This window comes from Gemmatimonadota bacterium (assembly GCA_016704275.1).
GTDB lineage: Bacteria > Gemmatimonadota > Gemmatimonadetes > Gemmatimonadales > GWC2-71-9 > Palsa-1233.
This window is the reverse complement of record JADJAK010000005.1, coordinates 366,462-381,935: the sequence shown is the minus strand read 5'-3', so window position 1 is coordinate 381,935 and position 15,474 is coordinate 366,462. Positions and strand designations below refer to the sequence as shown.

The window sequence follows — 15,474 nt, the reverse complement described above, 5'->3', positions numbered from 1 at the left end:
TCCGTCAGGTCCTGTCACGGGTCGCGATTCACGGCGAGGATTCCCGCCGCCAGCGCCCGATCCTGCACTCCCACCACCATCGTCGCGGGGCGTCCCAGCCGTGCCCCGAGCGAGTCGGCATCGGGCCCCACCAGAACCGGGACGCTGATGCCTTTGGCCAACCGTACCACCTTGTCCTGCACCCGCTGCGTGGCGTCCGATGCCACCACCACCAGCAGGCACTCGCGCCGCTGCAACAGGGCGCGTGTCCCATCCACGCCAATGCTCACGCCGCCACCGCGCACTCCCAGGCCGATGAGGCCGAGGAGACGCGCCGCTGCGTCAGGCGGGAGGGGCGTCACCCTCGGGCTCGTCCTCGGTGAGATCGGTCACGAAGCGGAGCAACTCTTCCGCCGTGCCACCGGTCATCCCGGGGATCTTCGCGATGTCCTCGGCCTCGAGGTCGATCACGTCGTTCAGCGTGGTGTAGCCGGCCTGATCGAGAATCGCGACCAGTTCGGGCGAGAGCCCTTCCAGCTGCGCCAGCGGGACGCGCGTCTCCGCTTCCTCGTCCGTCGAGGCGAGCGCGAACAACGGCCCTTCGCCACCGCGCTCCAACCACTCGCGGCTCGAATAGAGATCGATCTTCCAGCCGGTCAGTTCCGAGGCGAGCCGCACGTTCTGCCCGTTGCGGCCGATCGCCAGCGAGAGCTGGTCCTCGTCGACCACGGCCTGGATCGTCTTGGTGGCCGGATCGGAGAACACCTTCGCCACGCGGGCCGGCGCGAGCGCCAACCGGGCAAAGCGTTCCGGATCGGGCGACCAGGGGACGATGTCGATGCGTTCGCCGCCGAGTTCGTTCACGACGGCCTGCACGCGCGACCCCTTGAGGCCGACGCAGGCACCCACCGGATCGATGGCGTCGTCACGCGAGATGACGGCGACCTTGGTGCGGCTGCCGACTTCGCGGGCGATGCCGCGGATTTCCACGATCTGCTGCTGGATTTCCGGGACCTCGAGCTTGAACAGCGCCTTCACGAAGAGCGGGTCGCCACGCGAGAGAATCAGCCGCGGCCCCTTCGGGGTCTCCTCGAGGCGCTTGAGCACCGCGCGGATCGTGTCGCCCTGGCTGAACTGCTCGCGGTGATTCTGCTCGCGATACGGGACGATGGCTTCGGCTTCGCGGAAGCGATTCAGCATGATCACGAACTTGCCGCGCTCGACCTGCTGGATCTCGCCCGAGAGCAACTCGCCGACCTTGTTGGCGAATTCGTCGCGGATGCGATTGCGCTCGCCTTCGCGGACGCGCTGGATGATGCGCTGCTTCGCGGCCTGCACGGCGAGACGGCCGAAGGCCTCGAACGGCACCTCTTCCTCGAGGACGTCGCCGACCTGGAAGTCGGGATCCTCGAATTGCGCCTCTTCGAGCGAGACCTGCGCGCTCGCGTCTTCGACCACGTCGGACACCTGGCGGAGCCGGATGACGGAGAGGGTCCCCTGCAGTTCGTCCACGTTCAGCTCGAAGCGAACGTTGGGACCGTACTTCTTCATCAGGGCCGCATGAATGCCATCACGCAACAGATCGAGCAGTTCCGATCGATCGAGCTGCTTGCTGCTGGACAGTTCACGAAAGGCCGACAGCATCTCGGCGGACGTCGCCATCAGGGTTCTCCTGCTTCCCGGTTGCCTTGCCTGGACCAATCGTACACGAGGGTCGCATCGCGAATCGCCTCGAGCGCGAGGGTGGCGGTCTCGCCCCCCATGTCCAGCGTCACGTGTAATGCATCGGGCACCGCCACGATCCGCGCCTTGCGGACGCCGGGCACCCCCATCGCCTTGAGGCGCACCTCGCGCCCCACGTACCGCTGCCAGTGCTCGGGGAAACGGACGGGCCGTTCGATCCCCGGCGATGACACTTCCAGTTCCCACTGCGGACCAACCGCGCCGGCGGCCTCGAGCGCCGCTTCCAGCGTCCGCGAGACGAGCTGACAATCGCTGCTGGTGACGCCGTGGCCCGGGCGTCCACCACCGGGGACGTCCATGCGAATCCGGACGACTCGTTTCGACGTCGATCCGCCCACTCGCACATCCACCAACTCGAAGCCGAGTCCGGCGATCGTCTCGCGCAGCACGTCGGTCGTGAGGAGGGGTGGCGTCACCGTCGCATCCGAAGGTGGGGGTAAAGAAAAATGTCGGGGGATACCCGACACATCGCCAACTGCACGAAAGTCCCCCCAGCACCCAAAACTACCCCCTCAGACGGGGCCCCGGCAAGGGGACGGGAGCCCCAGATACGCCACCATCCGGCCGTCCGTGCCGCCGCTCCCCCGGTGGGAAAAGAAGGCGTCCCGCTGGGCCGAGGAGCAGTGTCCGCTGGCCGTGGCCTCCCCCACCCCGAGCGCCCTGGCCTGCTCGAGGAGGACCGCCCGGAGGTCGAGGTGCCAGGGCCCCGGCCCCTCGGCCACCAGCCCCACCCCGGTGACCACCTCGGCCCCGACCTCGTAACAGGGGCCGGAGATCGCCACCCCGGCGTGCATGACCACCTCGGGGGGCTCCACTCCGGCGTGGCCGTGGAGCAGCTGGAGGCCATTGGCGAGGATCCCGGCCGCCGTCCCCCGCCAGCCGGCATGGAGGAGGGCGATTGCCCCCTTGGCCGGGGCCACGAGGTAGATCGGGACGCAGTCGGCCACGGTCACCAACAGGGCGAGACCCCGACGAGCGGTGGCATGGCCATCCGCTCCCTCGTGGATGGTCCAGCCGCCGGCCGTGGCCCCGTGCCAGAGGACGTGGTCGCCGTGGACCTGGTGGGCCATCACCATGGACGGGGTGTCGGTCAGGGAGGCGCGGAAGGCCCGCCAGCGCCCCATGACCTCGCCGACCGGCTGGTCGGTCCAGAGGCCCAGGTCGAAGGGGGTGGTGGGATCGTCGCCGCGGCCGGTGATGCCGGCGACGACGCCGAAGCGCTCCCGCCACCCCGGGACCTCCCACCGTGGGACGTCACCGGGGAGGCGGCGCTCGTCAGCCCTCGACACGCTCGAGGTCGGCTCCGAGGGCAATGAGGCGCTTGTCGATGTTCTCGTAGCCGCGCTCGACCTGCCCGATGTTGTGGATGTAGCTCTCGCCATCGGCGGCGAGGGCCGCCAGCACCATCGCCATCCCGGCGCGGATGTCGGGCGACTCCACCTTGCCGCCCCGGAGCGCCGACGGGCCGCTGATCACGGCGCGGTGCGGATCGCAGAGGACGATGCGCGCGCCCATGCCGATCAGCTTGTCGACGAAGAAGAGCCGGGACTCGAACATCTTCTCGTGCATCAGGATCATCCCTTCGCACTGCGTCGCGGCGACCAGCGCGATCGACATCACGTCGGCCGGGAAGGCAGGCCAGGGGCCGTCTTCGAGCTTGGGGACGTGACCACCCAGATCGGGGCGGACGCGGCGCTCCTGGCCGGAATCGACGATGAGCTGGTCGCCGACGATCCGCGGCCGGATGCCGAGGCGATCGAAGCCGAGCAACATCGAGCGGAGATCGTCGGGGCGAACGCCGTCGATCGTGATCTGCCCGTTGGTCACGGCGGCGAGGCCGATGAACGAGCCGATCTCGATGTGGTCGGGGCCGATGGCGTAGGTGCAGCCGCCGAGCGGCTTGCCACCTTCGATGACGTAGGTGTTGCTGCCGATCCCCTCGATGTGGGCGCCCATCGCCACGAGCACCAGCGCCGTGTCCTGCACGTGCGGCTCGGAGGCGGCGTTCCGGAGCGTGGTCCGCCCCTTGGCGGCTACCGCTGCCATCAGCGCGTTCTCGGTGCCGGTGACGCTCGGTTCGTCGAGGAAGATGTCGGCACCGATCAGCTGCTTCGCCTCGATCTCGAAGCGATCGCCGACGGTCACCAACGCGCCCAGCCGCTCGAGGGCGAGGAAGTGGGTGTCCACGCGACGACGCCCAATGACGTCTCCCCCCGGCGGAGGAAGGGTGACGGCGCCGAAGCGGGCCAGGAGCGGGCCGGCAAGCAGGATCGACGCGCGGATCCGCGTGCAGAGGACCGGGTCGAGTGGCTTCGGCTTCACCGCACGCGTATCGACGGTGACGGCGTTGGGGCCGGTCCAGTTGACCGACGCCCCGAGGTCGACGAGCAGCTCGAGCAGCGTCTCGACGTCCCGGATGCGCGGGATGTTCTGGAGATGGACCGGACCGTCCGCCAGCAGGGTGGCGGCGATGACCGGCAGGGCGGCGTTCTTGTTGCCAGCAGGGCGGATCGTCCCGGCCAAGGGACGTCCACCGCGAACTACAAATCGAGGGGCCATGCGGAAACCTCGTCGGGAAGACGGGAGCACCGCAAGCGGCGCCGGACGAGCGAATTACCTTTGGGGAGAATCTCCCCGGACTGGAGCGCCATCTTATGCCCACGTGGGTCGGACCAACCGTCGCCCTGTCCCTGCTGGTGATCGCCCTCTGCTTCCTGGGGATCGCGATTGCCGCCCTCTTTGCCCTCCGTGAAGGCGTCGAGCGCGGGCAGTCTCTCGCCAAGGAACTGGGCGAGCTCCGCCGCGACCTGTCGCCGCTCCTTCAAGCCTTTGGCCGGCTGGGGAAGGAAGGCGCCGACGTCCTCGACCTCGCCAAGGAAGAGGTGCGGGAAATCGTCTATACGACGCGCCGCTTCCGGAAGGATGTCGAGAAGGGGATGCAGCGGACCCAGCGCCGACTCGCCGACTTCGAGGCGGTGGTCGAAGTGGTGCAGGAGGAGGTCGAGGAGACGGCGCTTGATCTCACGACCGCGCTCCGCACGGTGCGCACTGGCACCGGGATGATCGGGCAGTTGCGACGGCTGGTCCTGCCCTCGCGCCGGGGCCGCCGATGAAGTTCGCCGTGGCGTTCGCGCTGGTCGCGCTCGCCGCCCTGCTCTTCCCCGAGATGTTGCACGCCTGGACCCCGGGGACGCATATCGTCCTCGGTGAGCGGATCCTCGGTTCCTTGGAGCTGCTGCCGAGGGCGATTGCCGACCTGCTGCGCGCCTTCCCGTACGACTACCTCTATGGCAACATCGCGGCCGATACCACGATGGCGAAGAAATTCGCCCCCGCCGATCGGCACTGCCACGCCTGGCATGTCGGGATGGAGGTGCGCGACCTCGCCGACTCCGACGCGCTGCGCGCCTTCGGCCTCGGCTACATGTCGCACCTCGCCGCCGACGTGGTGGCGCACAACCACTATGTGCCGCGGCAGCTGGTGGTCACCAGCAGCACGCGATCGATGGGGCACACCTACTGGGAAAGTCGAGCGGAGACGGTGCTGGGCGAGGCGGTGCCGAAGGCGGCGCGCGAACTGATCCGGCTCGACCACGGCGCGGCCGACCAGCACCTCGAGCGGATTCTTTCGCCGACGATCTTCTCGGTCTCGACCAATCGGAAGCTGTTCCGCGGGATGGTGCGCGTCGCGAACTCCCGGACGTGGCAGTTCGGGATGCAGGTGGCGAGCGACCAGAGTCGATGGGAACTGTCGGAGGAGTTGATCGGCGCCAACCTGGATCAGGCCACAGCCAATATCCGCTCGGTCCTCCGTGACGAGGCGTCGGACGTGCTGCGGCTCGACCCGAATGGCGAGGGCGCGATCCTGCGGAGCAAGGACGTGCGGCGCGAGGCGCTGGTCGGGCGGGGCCGTCGCGACCGCGAGTGGCTGTCGGCGCTCGCCGACGCACAGTTCGGCTTGCCCGCGCTCGCGGCGGGCAAGGTCGTGGTCGACCCGCCGCGGCTCAAGGACTAGCTGCGGCGACTGAGCGCAGCGACCCCGGCGACGACGCGCGCAACTTCCTCTGATGTGGTGTAGCAAGCGGCACCAATCCGAACCATCCCCTCCACTTCCAGCCCCAGACGCCGCGCCACCGTGGTGGCGTAGAAGTCGCCATTCGACACGAAGCAGCCGTGATCGACGAGCCCGCGCGCGACGTCCTCCGACGACTTCCCTGCCACCGTGAACGCGATCGTCGCGGTGCGCGGCGTGCCCGGCGGTGGACCGAGGCGCTTCACGCCGGAGATGTCTCCCAACCCATCCCACAACTGCTGGAAGAGATCGCGCTCGCGGCGGTGGAGCAGGTCGTAGCTGCGCACCAGGCGTGAGCGGAGGTTCCCCTCGCCACCACCGAGCGACGCAATCCACTGCACCGCGGCTGCGGCGCCGACGATCCCTTCGTGGTTCTGCGTGCCGGTCTCGAGGCGCTCCGGGGCTGTGTCGGGCGCCGGCTCGAGCTTCGGCACGTCGATCGTGCTCAGCACCGGATGGCGGCCCCACAACACGCCGACATGCGGGCCGTAGAACTTGTACGAGCTGCAGGCGAAGAAGTCCGCCCCAATCGACTTCGGATCGGGAAGGTGATGCGGCGAGTAGTGCACGCCATCGACGTAGACGAGTGCGCCGGCGTTCTTGGCCAGCTTGGTCGCCGCCGCCACGTCGGAGATGGTGCCGAGCGCATTCGAGGCGGCACCGATCGCCAGCAGCTTGGTGCGCTCGGTGAGCAGCCCCGGCAGCAAGTCGAGGCGCAGCTGCCACGTCTCGACGTCGAGCGGCAGCATCTTCAGCACCAGGCCGCGTTCCTTCGCGACCGCCTGCCACGGCGCGAGGTTGGCGTGGTGGTCGAGCTCGGTGACGATGATCTCGTCGCCGGCGTTCCAGCCGCGCGCGAGGGCACGCGCCACATGGAAGGTGATCGTCGTCATGTTGTTGCCGAAGACGATCTCGTTCTCCGCCCCGCCGAAGAAGGCGGCGTAGGTACGACGCGCCTCCAGCAGCAACGCGTCCGTCTCCACCGACGTCGGATACGCCCAGTGGGTGTTGGCGTTGTGGTGCAGCAGGTAGTCGCGGATCGCGTCGGCCACGGCGAGCGGCACCTGGGTGCCGCCAGGACCGTCGAAGTAGGCCACCGGATGGCCAGCGTGCTGGCGCTCCAGCGCCGGGAACTGCGCGCGAATCTGCTCGACCGTCAGCGCGGCGCTCATTCGGCGAGCTTCGCGGTGAGGATCGGCTGGATCCCCTTCGGGTCGGCCTTCCCCTGGCTGCGCTTCATGACTTGCCCCACGAAGAAGCCGATCAACTTGGCGTCACCACCCTTGTAGCGCGCCACTTCCCCAGGGTGCGCCGCGATGACCTCGGCGACCCACCCCTCCAACGCGCCGGTGTCGCGAACCTGCACCAGCCCGAGACGGTCGGCGACGGCGCGCGGTGCGTCGTCGTTGCCGACCAGTTCCGCGAAGATCCGCTTCGCCGCCTGCAACGACACCGTCCCGTCGGCGACCAGCAGCACCAGCGAGGCAAGCCGATCCGGAGCGATGGCGAAGTGACCCTGTTCGTTCCACCCCGACATCGCCTCGCCGAGGACCCAGTTGGAGGCGGTCTTGGGGTCGACCCCCGCAGCGACCGTCCCCTCAAAGTACGCTGATACTTGGGGCTCCTGGATCAGCGTGCGCGCGTCATACTCCGACAGCCCCAGCACCTCCTGGTAGCGCGCCTTGCGCGCCGCCGGAAGCTCCGGAAGGGCCACCCGTTGCGCCTCGATCCACGCCGGCGTGAGCACCAGCGGCGGCAGGTCGGGATCGGGGAAGTAGCGATAGTCGTGACTGTCTTCCTTGGAACGAAGCGGCTTCACCTCGCCGGTGGCGGCGTTGAAGGTCAGCGTCACCTGCGTGACCGCCTCGCCCCGCTCCAGCATCGCGATCTGGCGAATGCGCTCCGCCTCGAGCGCGCGCTCGACGTTGGCGAAGGAATTCATGTTCTTCACTTCGGTCTTGGTGCCGAGCGGATCGCCGGGGCGACGCACCGAGAGGTTCGCGTCGACGCGGAGCGAGCCCTTCTCCATCGAGCATTCGGAGACGCCGGCATAGATGAGCAGCTGGCGCACCGTGGTCAGATACGCGCGCGCCTCGCCCGGCGAGCGCATGTCGGGCCCGCTCACGATCTCGGCGAGCGGCGTCCCCGCGCGGTTGAGGTCGACGGCGGTCTGCCCGGGGATGCGGTCGTGCAGCGACTTCCCCGCGTCCTCCTCTAGGTGGAGGCGCGTGATCGAGATGGCGATCGAACCGCGTTCGGGCGACTCGATCATGACCGAGCCGTGCTCGGCCAGCGGCTTGTCGAACTGCGAGATCTGATAGCCCTTCGGCAGGTCGGGATAGAAGTAGTTCTTGCGCGCGAAAATGCTGCGCTCACGAATGGCGCAGCCCAGCGCCAGCGCGCCGACGGTGCCGAGGCGCACCGCCTCGGCGTTCGGCACCGGCAGCGCGCCCGGGAGGCCGAGGCACACCGGGCAGACGTTGGTGTTCGGCGCATCGCCGTAACTCGTCGGGCAGCCGCAGAACATCTTCGAGCGAGTGGAGGGCTGCACGTGGATTTCGAGCCCGATCACGGTTTCCCAGGTCATCACCGTACCTCCGCCACCGCGTCGGTGGCCCGTTCCAGGACCTCCGCGACGGCGAGCATCGTGGCCTCGTCAAAATCCCGGGCGATCAGCTGGCCGCCGATGGGGAGCCCCTGATCGCGGCCGATCGGCACCGACATCGCCGGGACCCCGGCGAGCGAGGCCGGCGCCACGAAGACGTCGGCCAGATACATCTGCACCGGATCGGCGGTCTTCTCGCCCGCCTTGAACGCCGGTGTCGGCGTGGTCGGCGTGAAGAGCAGGTCGACGCCATCGGCGAAGACGTTGGCGAAATCGTCGGCGATCAGTTTCCGCACCGCCTGCGCGCGCACGTAGTACTGATCGGCGTATCCGGCCGAGAGGACGAAGGTGCCGACGAGGATGCGGCGCCGCACCTCGGGTCCGAAGCCCTCGCCGCGCGTGGCCCGATAGAGGGCGCGGACGTCGCCGCCGGCACCGACATGCCGCGGACCGTAGCGCACGCCGTCGAAGCGCGCGAGGTTGGCCGCGGCCTCGGCCGGGTTGACGATGTAGTAGGTCGGCACGGCGTACTTCGTGTGCGGCAGCGACACCTCGCGGACGGTAGCGCCGAGGGCGCGCAGCGTCGCGATGGCCCGGTCACACGCGGCGCGGACGCCGGCATCGAGGTCGGCCGGGAAATACTCCGTCGGCAAGCCGATCACCACCCCGGTGAGGTCCGCGCGCGCGGCCGGCAGCGCCATTGGCGGCTCGGCATGCGTGGTGGCGTCGCGCGGGTCCTGTCCGGACATTGCCGAGAGGACGCGGGCCGCGTCGTTCACCGTCTTGCCGAAGACGGAGATGCAGTCGAGCGACGAACCGAAGGCCACCAGGCCGAAGCGTGAGACCCGGCCATAGCTCGGCTTCAGGCCGACGACGCCGCAGAAGGCGGCCGGCTGACGGACGGAACCACCGGTCTCCGAGCCCAGCGCGGCGGGGACGACGCCAGCGGCGACCAGCACGGCCGAGCCGCCGCTGGAGCCTCCAGGCACGCGGTCGTGATCGATCGGGTGAAGGACGCGACCATACGCGGAATTCTCGGTGGACGATCCCATCGCGAACTCATCAAGGTTCGCCTTGGCACCGACCAGGGCGCCGGCCGCGCGCAGCCGCGTGATCACCGTCGCCTCGTAGGGCGAGGTGTATCCCGCGAGGATCTTCGAGGCGCAGGTGGTCGGCTCCTCGGTCGTGACGATGTTGTCCTTGATCGCGATCGCCATCCCCGACAGCGGCCCGGCAGGGGCGGCGTCGAGCCGGTCCGCCTCGCGATCGAGGACGTCCTGCGACCAGTGCAGCGTCGCGTTGAGGGGTGCGGCCTCGGCGAGGCGGCGGCCGGTTTCGGCGGCCAGGGTGCGCGCGCTCATTCCTCGGCCATCCCGCCGAGCTTCGGCACCACGAAGAAGCCATCGACGAACGCCGGCGCCATCGCAGCCGGGCCACGCACCATCGGGATCGGCGCCACGACGTCGTCGCGGAGCGTCAATTGGGCAGGGCCCACCGCCACCGTTCCGACGCCCTGAGGAAGCGGCACATCGGCCAGCTGGGCCACGAACTCGACGATCGCCTCGAGCTGCGTGGCGAGCAGCGGCAGATCTTCCTCCGCCACGGCCAGCTCGGCCAGCCGCGCCACATGGCGTACTTCCGACGCCCCGATTGTCATGCGCTCTCCCAGTCGCGCTCGAGGCCGGCAAAGGCGACGAGCAGTTGCTTGGTTCCAATTTCCGGATCATCAAAGGCCACGGACACCTTCAGGTCCTTGCCGCCACCGCTGAGGCCGAGGATGGCGCCTGCCCCGAAGCGGCGATGGCGTACCCGTTCGCCCTTCACGTAGCGCGGCGCGTCCTGGTTGTCGCTCGCCGGCGGCGTATCGACCGGTGCCGGCTCGTCCCAGACGGCGCTCTTCGGCGTGGCGACCTTGGCCGGCGTGGAGGTGCTGCGGCCCCATTTGGCCCCGCCGCCCTGGCTGCTGCCGCTGCGGCCACCACCCCACCCGCCTGACCCCCACGAGGTCTGGCCGAGGCGCCCACCGACGGCGAACGAGGTGCTCTTCTCCTCCACCAACTCCGGCGGCAATTCCTTGAGGAAGCGCGAGGCCATCGCGGGCCGCAATTCCCCACCCCGCCGACGGGCGCGCGCCCAGGTCATGAGGAGGGCATCGCGCGCGCGGGTGATGCCGACATAGCAGAGCCGCCGTTCCTCGTCGAGGCCATCGGGAGACTCGAGGGCACGGCCCGAGGGAAAGAGACCGTCCTCCATCCCCGCCAACACGACCACCGGCCATTCGAGTCCCTTGGCCGTGTGGAGCGTCATCAGGGTAACGCCGTCCTCTCGGCCCGCCGTGGTGTCCACCGCGGACATGAGCGCCGCCTCGGTCAGGAAGCGCTGCAGCGGCGTGCCGGGCTCGTCGTCCTCGCTGATCACCTCGGACCACTCTGCCGCCCCCGCCACCATCGCGCGGACATTCTCCCAGCGATCGGCGCCCTCGAGTCCCTCGGCCATGAGGACCTTCTCGTAGTCGAGCACGCGGATCAACTCTTCCATCACCAGCACCGGGGCCGACTCGCCGACGCGCGTGCGCACGTCATTCACCTGCGCGGCGAACGTCGTGAGTGCCTGGCGCAGATTCGGGCGGAGGCCGTTGATCATCTCGGCGCGCTCGGCGGTGGCCAGCATCGCCAGGTTCCACTGCCGCGCCTGCTCCGCGAGCATGACCAGCGAGGAATCGCCGATGCCGCGCCGGGGCACGCCGACCGCACGCAGGAACGCCTCGTCATCGGAGGGGTTCGCGATCAGGCGCAGGTACGCCAGCAGGTCCTTCACCTCGCGGCGATCGTAGAACGAGATCGAGCCGACGATGCGGTACGGGACGCCGGCACGCCGGAGCGATTCTTCCAGTGCCCGTGACTGGGCGTTGGTCCGATACAGGACGGCGCATTCGACATAGAGCGCGCCGTCCTGCACGCGCTGCTTCAACTCGCGGGCGATCCATTCCGCCTCGTCGCGTTCGTCGGCGGCGGCCAGCACGACGATCGACTCGCCGCCGGGACGGACGGTGCGGAGCGTCTTGCCGAGGCGGCTCCGGTTGCGGGCGATGACGGCATTGGCCGCGTCGAGGATCGGCTTGGTCGAGCGGTAGTTCTCCTCGAGCTTGACCAGGACGGCGTCGCCGAAGTCGGTCTGGAGGAGCTGCATGTTCCGCACGTCCGCACCGCGCCAGCCGTAGATGCTCTGGTCGTCGTCGCCAACGGCGAAGACGTTGCGATGGCCGCTGCCCAGCAGCTTGATGAGCTCGTACTGCACCTTGTTGGTGTCCTGGAACTCGTCGACCAGCAGGAAGTCGAAGCGCTTCCGCCACCGCTCCAGCACGTCCGGATGCTCCCGGAAGAGAGTCAGCGGGTGCAGGATCAGGTCGTCGAAGTCCATCGCATTCGCGAGCTTCAGTGCCCGCTGCAACGCCACGTAGACATCCGCGGCGACCTTGACGGCGGGGTCATGCGGCGCGCTGCGCTCGAGGTCCTGCGCCGTCTGCATGCCGTTCTTGGCGCCGGAGATGATGTTCTGGATCAGCTTCGGCGGGTAGAGCTTCACCGGATGGTTCCGCTCTTCCATCAACCGACGAATCAGGGAGATCTGGTCGTCCTGGTCGTAGATCGAGAAATCGCGCGAGAAGCCGAGCCGGTCACCCTCGCGGCGGAGCAGTCGGGCGGAGAGCGAGTGGAAGGTGCCGATCCAGAGGCCCGCGGGGTCGCGCTCGAGCAGGTCGCCGATGCGATGCTTCATCTCGCCGGCGGCCTTGTTCGTGAAGGTCACCGCGAAGATGCGCTCCGGCGGCACGCCGTGCGATTCGATCAGCGAGGCGATGCGGGCGGTCAGCACGCGCGTCTTCCCCGAGCCCGCACCTGCGAGCACGAGAATCGGGCCGGTGACATGCTCGGCGGCACGGCGCTGCGCCGGATTGAGCCCGCGCAGCAGATCCTTGCCGTCGGTCATGTGATCGGGGTGGCCAACGGAAAGCGCATCAGAAAGGTGGTCCCGTGTTCAGTCGGTTCAAGGGCGAGGACGCCAGCGTGCGCATCCTCGATGACGCGGCGCGCCAGGGCCAGTCCAATGCCCCAGCCGCCCCGCTTGGTGGTGATGCCGGGCTCGAAAATCGTCCGACGCAGTTCGCGCGGGACGCCCGGGCCGTCGTCAATCACGCGCAGGATGGCGTCGGCGCCATCCACTTCGGCGGCGAGGGTGATCGAACCACCGCGGCCCTGCAGGGCGTCGATGGCATTCTTGACCATCGCCTCGAGCGCCCACTCCAACAGGACCGCGTCACCGGCGACGACCGGCCCCGCGCTCGGTGCCCGCACCGACAGCGTGATCGCATTGCTGTGCTTCGGCAGACGCGGTTGAAAATAGCCGGCCACCCGCTCCGAGAGTGCGCCGAGTCCGACCGGATCGCGCCGCGCCGGATTGCCGATGCGCTCGAAGCGTTGGGCCACCCGTTGCAACCGCTCCGCGTCGGCGTCGAGAAACTCGGCGATCTTCGCCGGCGGGAGGCCGGCTCCGCGCAACTGTTCGATCCATCCCTGCAGTGACGTCAGCGGCGTGCCCATTTGGTGGGCCGCCTCGCGCGCCATCGCGACCCAGAGGCGGTCGCGTTGCGCCGTGGTCGCGTTGCGGTAGGCCACGACCGCCACGCTGACCATCACGACCAGCGTCAGCGCCTGCAGCAGTCCAAGCGTGAACAGCATCCGCGTCGCGGGCATCGGGCCGAAATGCAGCGCTCCGAAGCCGGGCGAGATGATCGGCGGATTGAGCGCATCGAGCTCGGCGGCGTAGCTGCGCACGCGCGGGTCGTCGAGCGGCGCCTCGAAGGGGAGGTTCGCGGCGAAGAGCACGCGACCGCTGCTGTCGGTCTGGATCAGTGGCAAGCCGAGATCGCGGACCCGGCCGCCGAGATCGAGCAGCGCGGCGGTCCCGCCATTCGGGTCCGGGTCGTTCAGCCCGCGGAAGACCACCGAGTAGAGCTGTGAGGTGGATTGAGCTTCGCCACGGAAGTGTCGCGCCACGAGGAACGAGACGCCGAGCGAGAGGCCGGCGAGCACGGCGACGAGCAGCACGGCCACGCCCGGGGCGAGCCGACTGAGTCGCCCCTTACGCGCGCGGGACGAGACGGTCGGTCCCGACATAGGGGACCAGCGCGGCCGGGAGCACCACCGAGCCATCGGCCTGCTGGCCGTTTTCGAGGAGCGCGATGATCGTGCGCGGGAACGCGACGCCCGAGGCGTTCAGCGTATGCACGAACTCGGGCTTCGCGCCCGGTGCGGGGCGGTAGCGAATGTTCGCGCGACGGGCCTGGAAGTCCTCGAACGTCGACGCACTGGACGCTTCCAGCCAATTGTCGACGCCGGGCGCCCAGACTTCGAGGTCGAAGGTGCACGCCGAGCCGAAGCCGGTGTCGCCTGCGGCGAGGGCGAGGACGCGGTACGGAATCTCGAGCCGCTGCAGCACCGCCTCGGCGTGCGTGGTCAGCAGCGCATGCTCGCGCGCGCTCTCCTCGGGCTTCACCAACCGGACCAACTCGACCTTGTCGAACTGGTGCACGCGGATCAGGCCGCGCGTGTCCTTGCCGTGCGCGCCGGCCTCACGCCGGAAGCAGGGCGTGTAGGCGGTCATCGCGATCGGCAGGTCGGCGGCGTCGAGGATCTCGTCGCGGTAGATGTTCGTCACCGGCACTTCGGCGGTCGGAATCAGGAAGAGATCATCGGCCGAGGCGTGATAGAGATCTTCCTCGAACTTCGGCAACTGCGCGGTGCCGGTCAGCGACGCCCGATTCACGAGGTACGGCGGCTGCACTTCCAGATAGCCGTGCTCGCGCGTGTGCAGGTCGAGCATGAACGAGGCGAGGCCGCGCACCAGGCGAGCGCCCATCCCGGTGAAGAGCGGGAAGCCCGAGCCAGTGAGCTTGGTACCGCGCGGCAGGTCGAACAGCCCGAGCGCAACGCCGAGGTCCCAGTGGGGCTTCGGGGCGAAGTCGAAGGTCCGCGGCGTGCCCCAGTGGCGCACCACCTGATTGGCTTCTGCACCGCCGCTCGGCACTTCCGCCAGCACGGTATTCGGGATGTTGAGCAGGTGGCCTTCGAGGAGTGCCTCGACGTCGCGCAGATCCGTCTCGAGGACGCGCACCGCGTCGCCGGAGGCCTTGAGCGTCGCGAGCAACTCGTCGGCCGGCTCCTTGGCACGCTTGCGGCGCGCAACCTCTTCGGTCTGGCTGTTGCGCTCGGCCTGGAGCCGCTCGACGCGCGTCACCACTTCGCGGCGCTTCGCGTCGAGGGCAATGACGCGATCCAGCTGCACCAGGGCGTCTTCGTCGAGGCGACGGGCGAGAGACGCCCGCACGCCGTCGGGGTCGTGTCGGAGGCGGCGAAGATCGAGCATCAGATCAATTCCGCGAGTAGCCGGGCTCGAGGTTGCGGTAGCCACAATTCACATTGGCCAGCACCTTGAGATCGACCGTCTTGAGCACGTCGTTGAACGCGAGGACCTGCAACTTGGCGTATTGGGGGACGCCGAGGTAGCAGGTGACGCGGGAGCGCCCGGCGATGACGTCGCCGACCGCGATCGGAATGGTGTCCGTCGAGAGCCAGCCACTCGTCGGCCCGGCCTTGAGGTCATCGAACGCGGTGGTGACCTTCTGCAGCCCTGGGTTGCTGCCCCCTCCGGTGCCGAGTCCGAGCGCCGCGAGCGGCAGCAGGACATTGCCCTTTCCGGGGATGATGTCGTAGGCAAAATCGAAGGCCGACGATTGGTCGGTCCGGATCGGACTGCCCACGGTGATCGAGTAGGCCGCCGGGGTGGTCAGCGCGGCGCCGTTGATGGCCCCGAGCGAGACGGTGTCGACGATGTTCGCGGTGGCCGCATCGCCGAGCTCTGTTTCACTGCAGGCGGCTGCGGCGACGAGCGCCAGAAGGAGCAAGGGACGAGGACTCATGGCAGAAGGTTAGACCGCTCGCGGGAGCGCGGCAACCCGCGATCATTGCTTGACTTCCGCGCCTCGGCGGCCCTAGCTTCGCGCCGTCCCTTCCCTTGC

Annotated in this window: 15 protein-coding genes; 2 read left to right on the top strand and 13 right to left on the bottom strand. The window is 68.9% G+C overall.

Features of this window, described 5'->3' with window-relative positions:
* Nucleotides 1-14: 14 nt before the first annotated feature.
* The 5 genes from IPG05_12470 to murA all read right to left on the bottom strand — a co-directional run bounded on the left by IPG05_12470 (nucleotide 15) and on the right by murA (nucleotide 4,281).
* Nucleotides 15-341 carry a ribosomal L7Ae/L30e/S12e/Gadd45 family protein gene (locus tag IPG05_12470; protein MBK6495891.1) on the bottom strand — a complete coding sequence of 109 codons (327 nt, stop codon included), beginning with the start codon at nucleotides 339-341 and terminating at the stop codon, nucleotides 15-17.
* On the bottom strand, nucleotides 322-1,641 hold the full coding sequence (nusA, locus tag IPG05_12465) for a transcription termination factor NusA (protein MBK6495890.1): 1,320 nt from the start codon (nucleotides 1,639-1,641) through the stop codon (nucleotides 322-324). The genes IPG05_12470 and nusA overlap by 20 nt, the downstream gene beginning before the upstream one ends.
* On the bottom strand, nucleotides 1,641-2,138 hold the full coding sequence (locus tag IPG05_12460; protein ID MBK6495889.1) for a hypothetical protein: 498 nt from the start codon (nucleotides 2,136-2,138) through the stop codon (nucleotides 1,641-1,643). Before IPG05_12460 ends, nusA begins: the two co-directional genes overlap by 1 nt.
* Nucleotides 2,139-2,234: 96 nt before the next feature.
* Nucleotides 2,235-3,011, bottom strand: coding sequence for a polyphenol oxidase family protein (locus IPG05_12455; protein ID MBK6495888.1), 777 nt, complete (start codon nucleotides 3,009-3,011; stop codon nucleotides 2,235-2,237).
* Nucleotides 2,998-4,281 (bottom strand): UDP-N-acetylglucosamine 1-carboxyvinyltransferase, encoded by a 1,284-nt coding sequence (murA, locus tag IPG05_12450; protein MBK6495887.1) that lies wholly within the window; start codon nucleotides 4,279-4,281, stop codon nucleotides 2,998-3,000. Before murA ends, IPG05_12455 begins: the two co-directional genes overlap by 14 nt.
* Before the next feature lie 95 nt (nucleotides 4,282-4,376).
* On the opposite strand from murA, the gene IPG05_12445 reads away from it, so the two are divergent.
* Entirely contained in the window at nucleotides 4,377-4,835 is a 459-nt protein-coding gene (locus IPG05_12445) for a hypothetical protein (protein ID MBK6495886.1), read from the top strand.
* On the top strand, nucleotides 4,832-5,737 hold the full coding sequence (locus tag IPG05_12440; GenBank protein ID MBK6495885.1) for a zinc dependent phospholipase C family protein: 906 nt from the start codon (nucleotides 4,832-4,834) through the stop codon (nucleotides 5,735-5,737). The genes IPG05_12445 and IPG05_12440 overlap by 4 nt, the downstream gene beginning before the upstream one ends.
* Here the strand turns inward: IPG05_12440 and IPG05_12435 are convergent.
* From IPG05_12435 to IPG05_12400, 8 genes are read right to left on the bottom strand one after another with little or no spacing between them, the layout of a single operon-like run.
* The gene (locus IPG05_12435) at nucleotides 5,734-6,966 is read right to left on the bottom strand and encodes a cysteine desulfurase-like protein (protein MBK6495884.1); all 1,233 of its coding nucleotides are present in this window, start codon (nucleotides 6,964-6,966) and stop codon (nucleotides 5,734-5,736) included. The two genes, IPG05_12440 and IPG05_12435, sit on opposite strands and share 4 nt — an antisense overlap.
* The gene (gatB, locus tag IPG05_12430) at nucleotides 6,963-8,381 is read right to left on the bottom strand and encodes an Asp-tRNA(Asn)/Glu-tRNA(Gln) amidotransferase subunit GatB (GenBank protein MBK6495883.1); all 1,419 of its coding nucleotides are present in this window, start codon (nucleotides 8,379-8,381) and stop codon (nucleotides 6,963-6,965) included. The genes IPG05_12435 and gatB overlap by 4 nt, the downstream gene beginning before the upstream one ends.
* Nucleotides 8,381-9,760, bottom strand: a complete 1,380-nt coding sequence (gene gatA / locus IPG05_12425) for an Asp-tRNA(Asn)/Glu-tRNA(Gln) amidotransferase subunit GatA (protein ID MBK6495882.1) — start codon at nucleotides 9,758-9,760, stop codon at nucleotides 8,381-8,383. Before gatA ends, gatB begins: the two co-directional genes overlap by 1 nt.
* Nucleotides 9,757-10,056 (bottom strand): aspartyl/glutamyl-tRNA amidotransferase subunit C, encoded by a 300-nt coding sequence (locus IPG05_12420; GenBank protein ID MBK6495881.1) that lies wholly within the window; start codon nucleotides 10,054-10,056, stop codon nucleotides 9,757-9,759. The genes gatA and IPG05_12420 overlap by 4 nt, the downstream gene beginning before the upstream one ends.
* Nucleotides 10,053-12,386 (bottom strand): UvrD-helicase domain-containing protein, encoded by a 2,334-nt coding sequence (locus IPG05_12415; protein ID MBK6495880.1) that lies wholly within the window; start codon nucleotides 12,384-12,386, stop codon nucleotides 10,053-10,055. Before IPG05_12415 ends, IPG05_12420 begins: the two co-directional genes overlap by 4 nt.
* Complete coding sequence (locus tag IPG05_12410; protein ID MBK6495879.1) at nucleotides 12,383-13,510, bottom strand: HAMP domain-containing histidine kinase; 1,128 nt, start codon at nucleotides 13,508-13,510, stop codon at nucleotides 12,383-12,385. Before IPG05_12410 ends, IPG05_12415 begins: the two co-directional genes overlap by 4 nt.
* A 28-nt stretch (nucleotides 13,511-13,538) precedes the next feature.
* Nucleotides 13,539-14,822, bottom strand: coding sequence for a serine--tRNA ligase (serS, locus tag IPG05_12405; GenBank protein MBK6495878.1), 1,284 nt, complete (start codon nucleotides 14,820-14,822; stop codon nucleotides 13,539-13,541).
* A gap of 4 nt (nucleotides 14,823-14,826) precedes the next feature.
* Nucleotides 14,827-15,375 carry a hypothetical protein gene (locus tag IPG05_12400; protein MBK6495877.1) on the bottom strand — a complete coding sequence of 183 codons (549 nt, stop codon included), beginning with the start codon at nucleotides 15,373-15,375 and terminating at the stop codon, nucleotides 14,827-14,829.
* Nucleotides 15,376-15,474: the final 99 nt, after the last annotated feature.

Bases quoted from the DNA above. Each gene is read 5' to 3' on its own strand.
- murA (MBK6495887.1), bottom strand. From the start codon at position 4,281: ATGGCCCCTCGATTTGTAGTTCGCGGTGGACGTCCCTTGGCCGGGACG.
- gatB (MBK6495883.1), bottom strand. From the start codon at position 8,381: ATGACCTGGGAAACCGTGATCGGGCTCGAAATCCACGTGCAGCCCTCC.
- IPG05_12400 (MBK6495877.1), bottom strand. From the start codon at position 15,375: ATGAGTCCTCGTCCCTTGCTCCTTCTGGCGCTCGTCGCCGCAGCCGCC.
- IPG05_12420 (MBK6495881.1), bottom strand. From the start codon at position 10,056: ATGACAATCGGGGCGTCGGAAGTACGCCATGTGGCGCGGCTGGCCGAG.
- nusA (MBK6495890.1), bottom strand. From the start codon at position 1,641: ATGGCGACGTCCGCCGAGATGCTGTCGGCCTTTCGTGAACTGTCCAGC.
- IPG05_12435 (MBK6495884.1), bottom strand. From the start codon at position 6,966: ATGAGCGCCGCGCTGACGGTCGAGCAGATTCGCGCGCAGTTCCCGGCG.
- serS (MBK6495878.1), bottom strand. From the start codon at position 14,822: ATGCTCGATCTTCGCCGCCTCCGACACGACCCCGACGGCGTGCGGGCG.
- IPG05_12440 (MBK6495885.1), top strand. From the start codon at position 4,832: ATGAAGTTCGCCGTGGCGTTCGCGCTGGTCGCGCTCGCCGCCCTGCTC.
- gatA (MBK6495882.1), bottom strand. From the start codon at position 9,760: ATGAGCGCGCGCACCCTGGCCGCCGAAACCGGCCGCCGCCTCGCCGAG.
- IPG05_12445 (MBK6495886.1), top strand. From the start codon at position 4,377: ATGCCCACGTGGGTCGGACCAACCGTCGCCCTGTCCCTGCTGGTGATC.
- IPG05_12415 (MBK6495880.1), bottom strand. From the start codon at position 12,386: ATGACCGACGGCAAGGATCTGCTGCGCGGGCTCAATCCGGCGCAGCGC.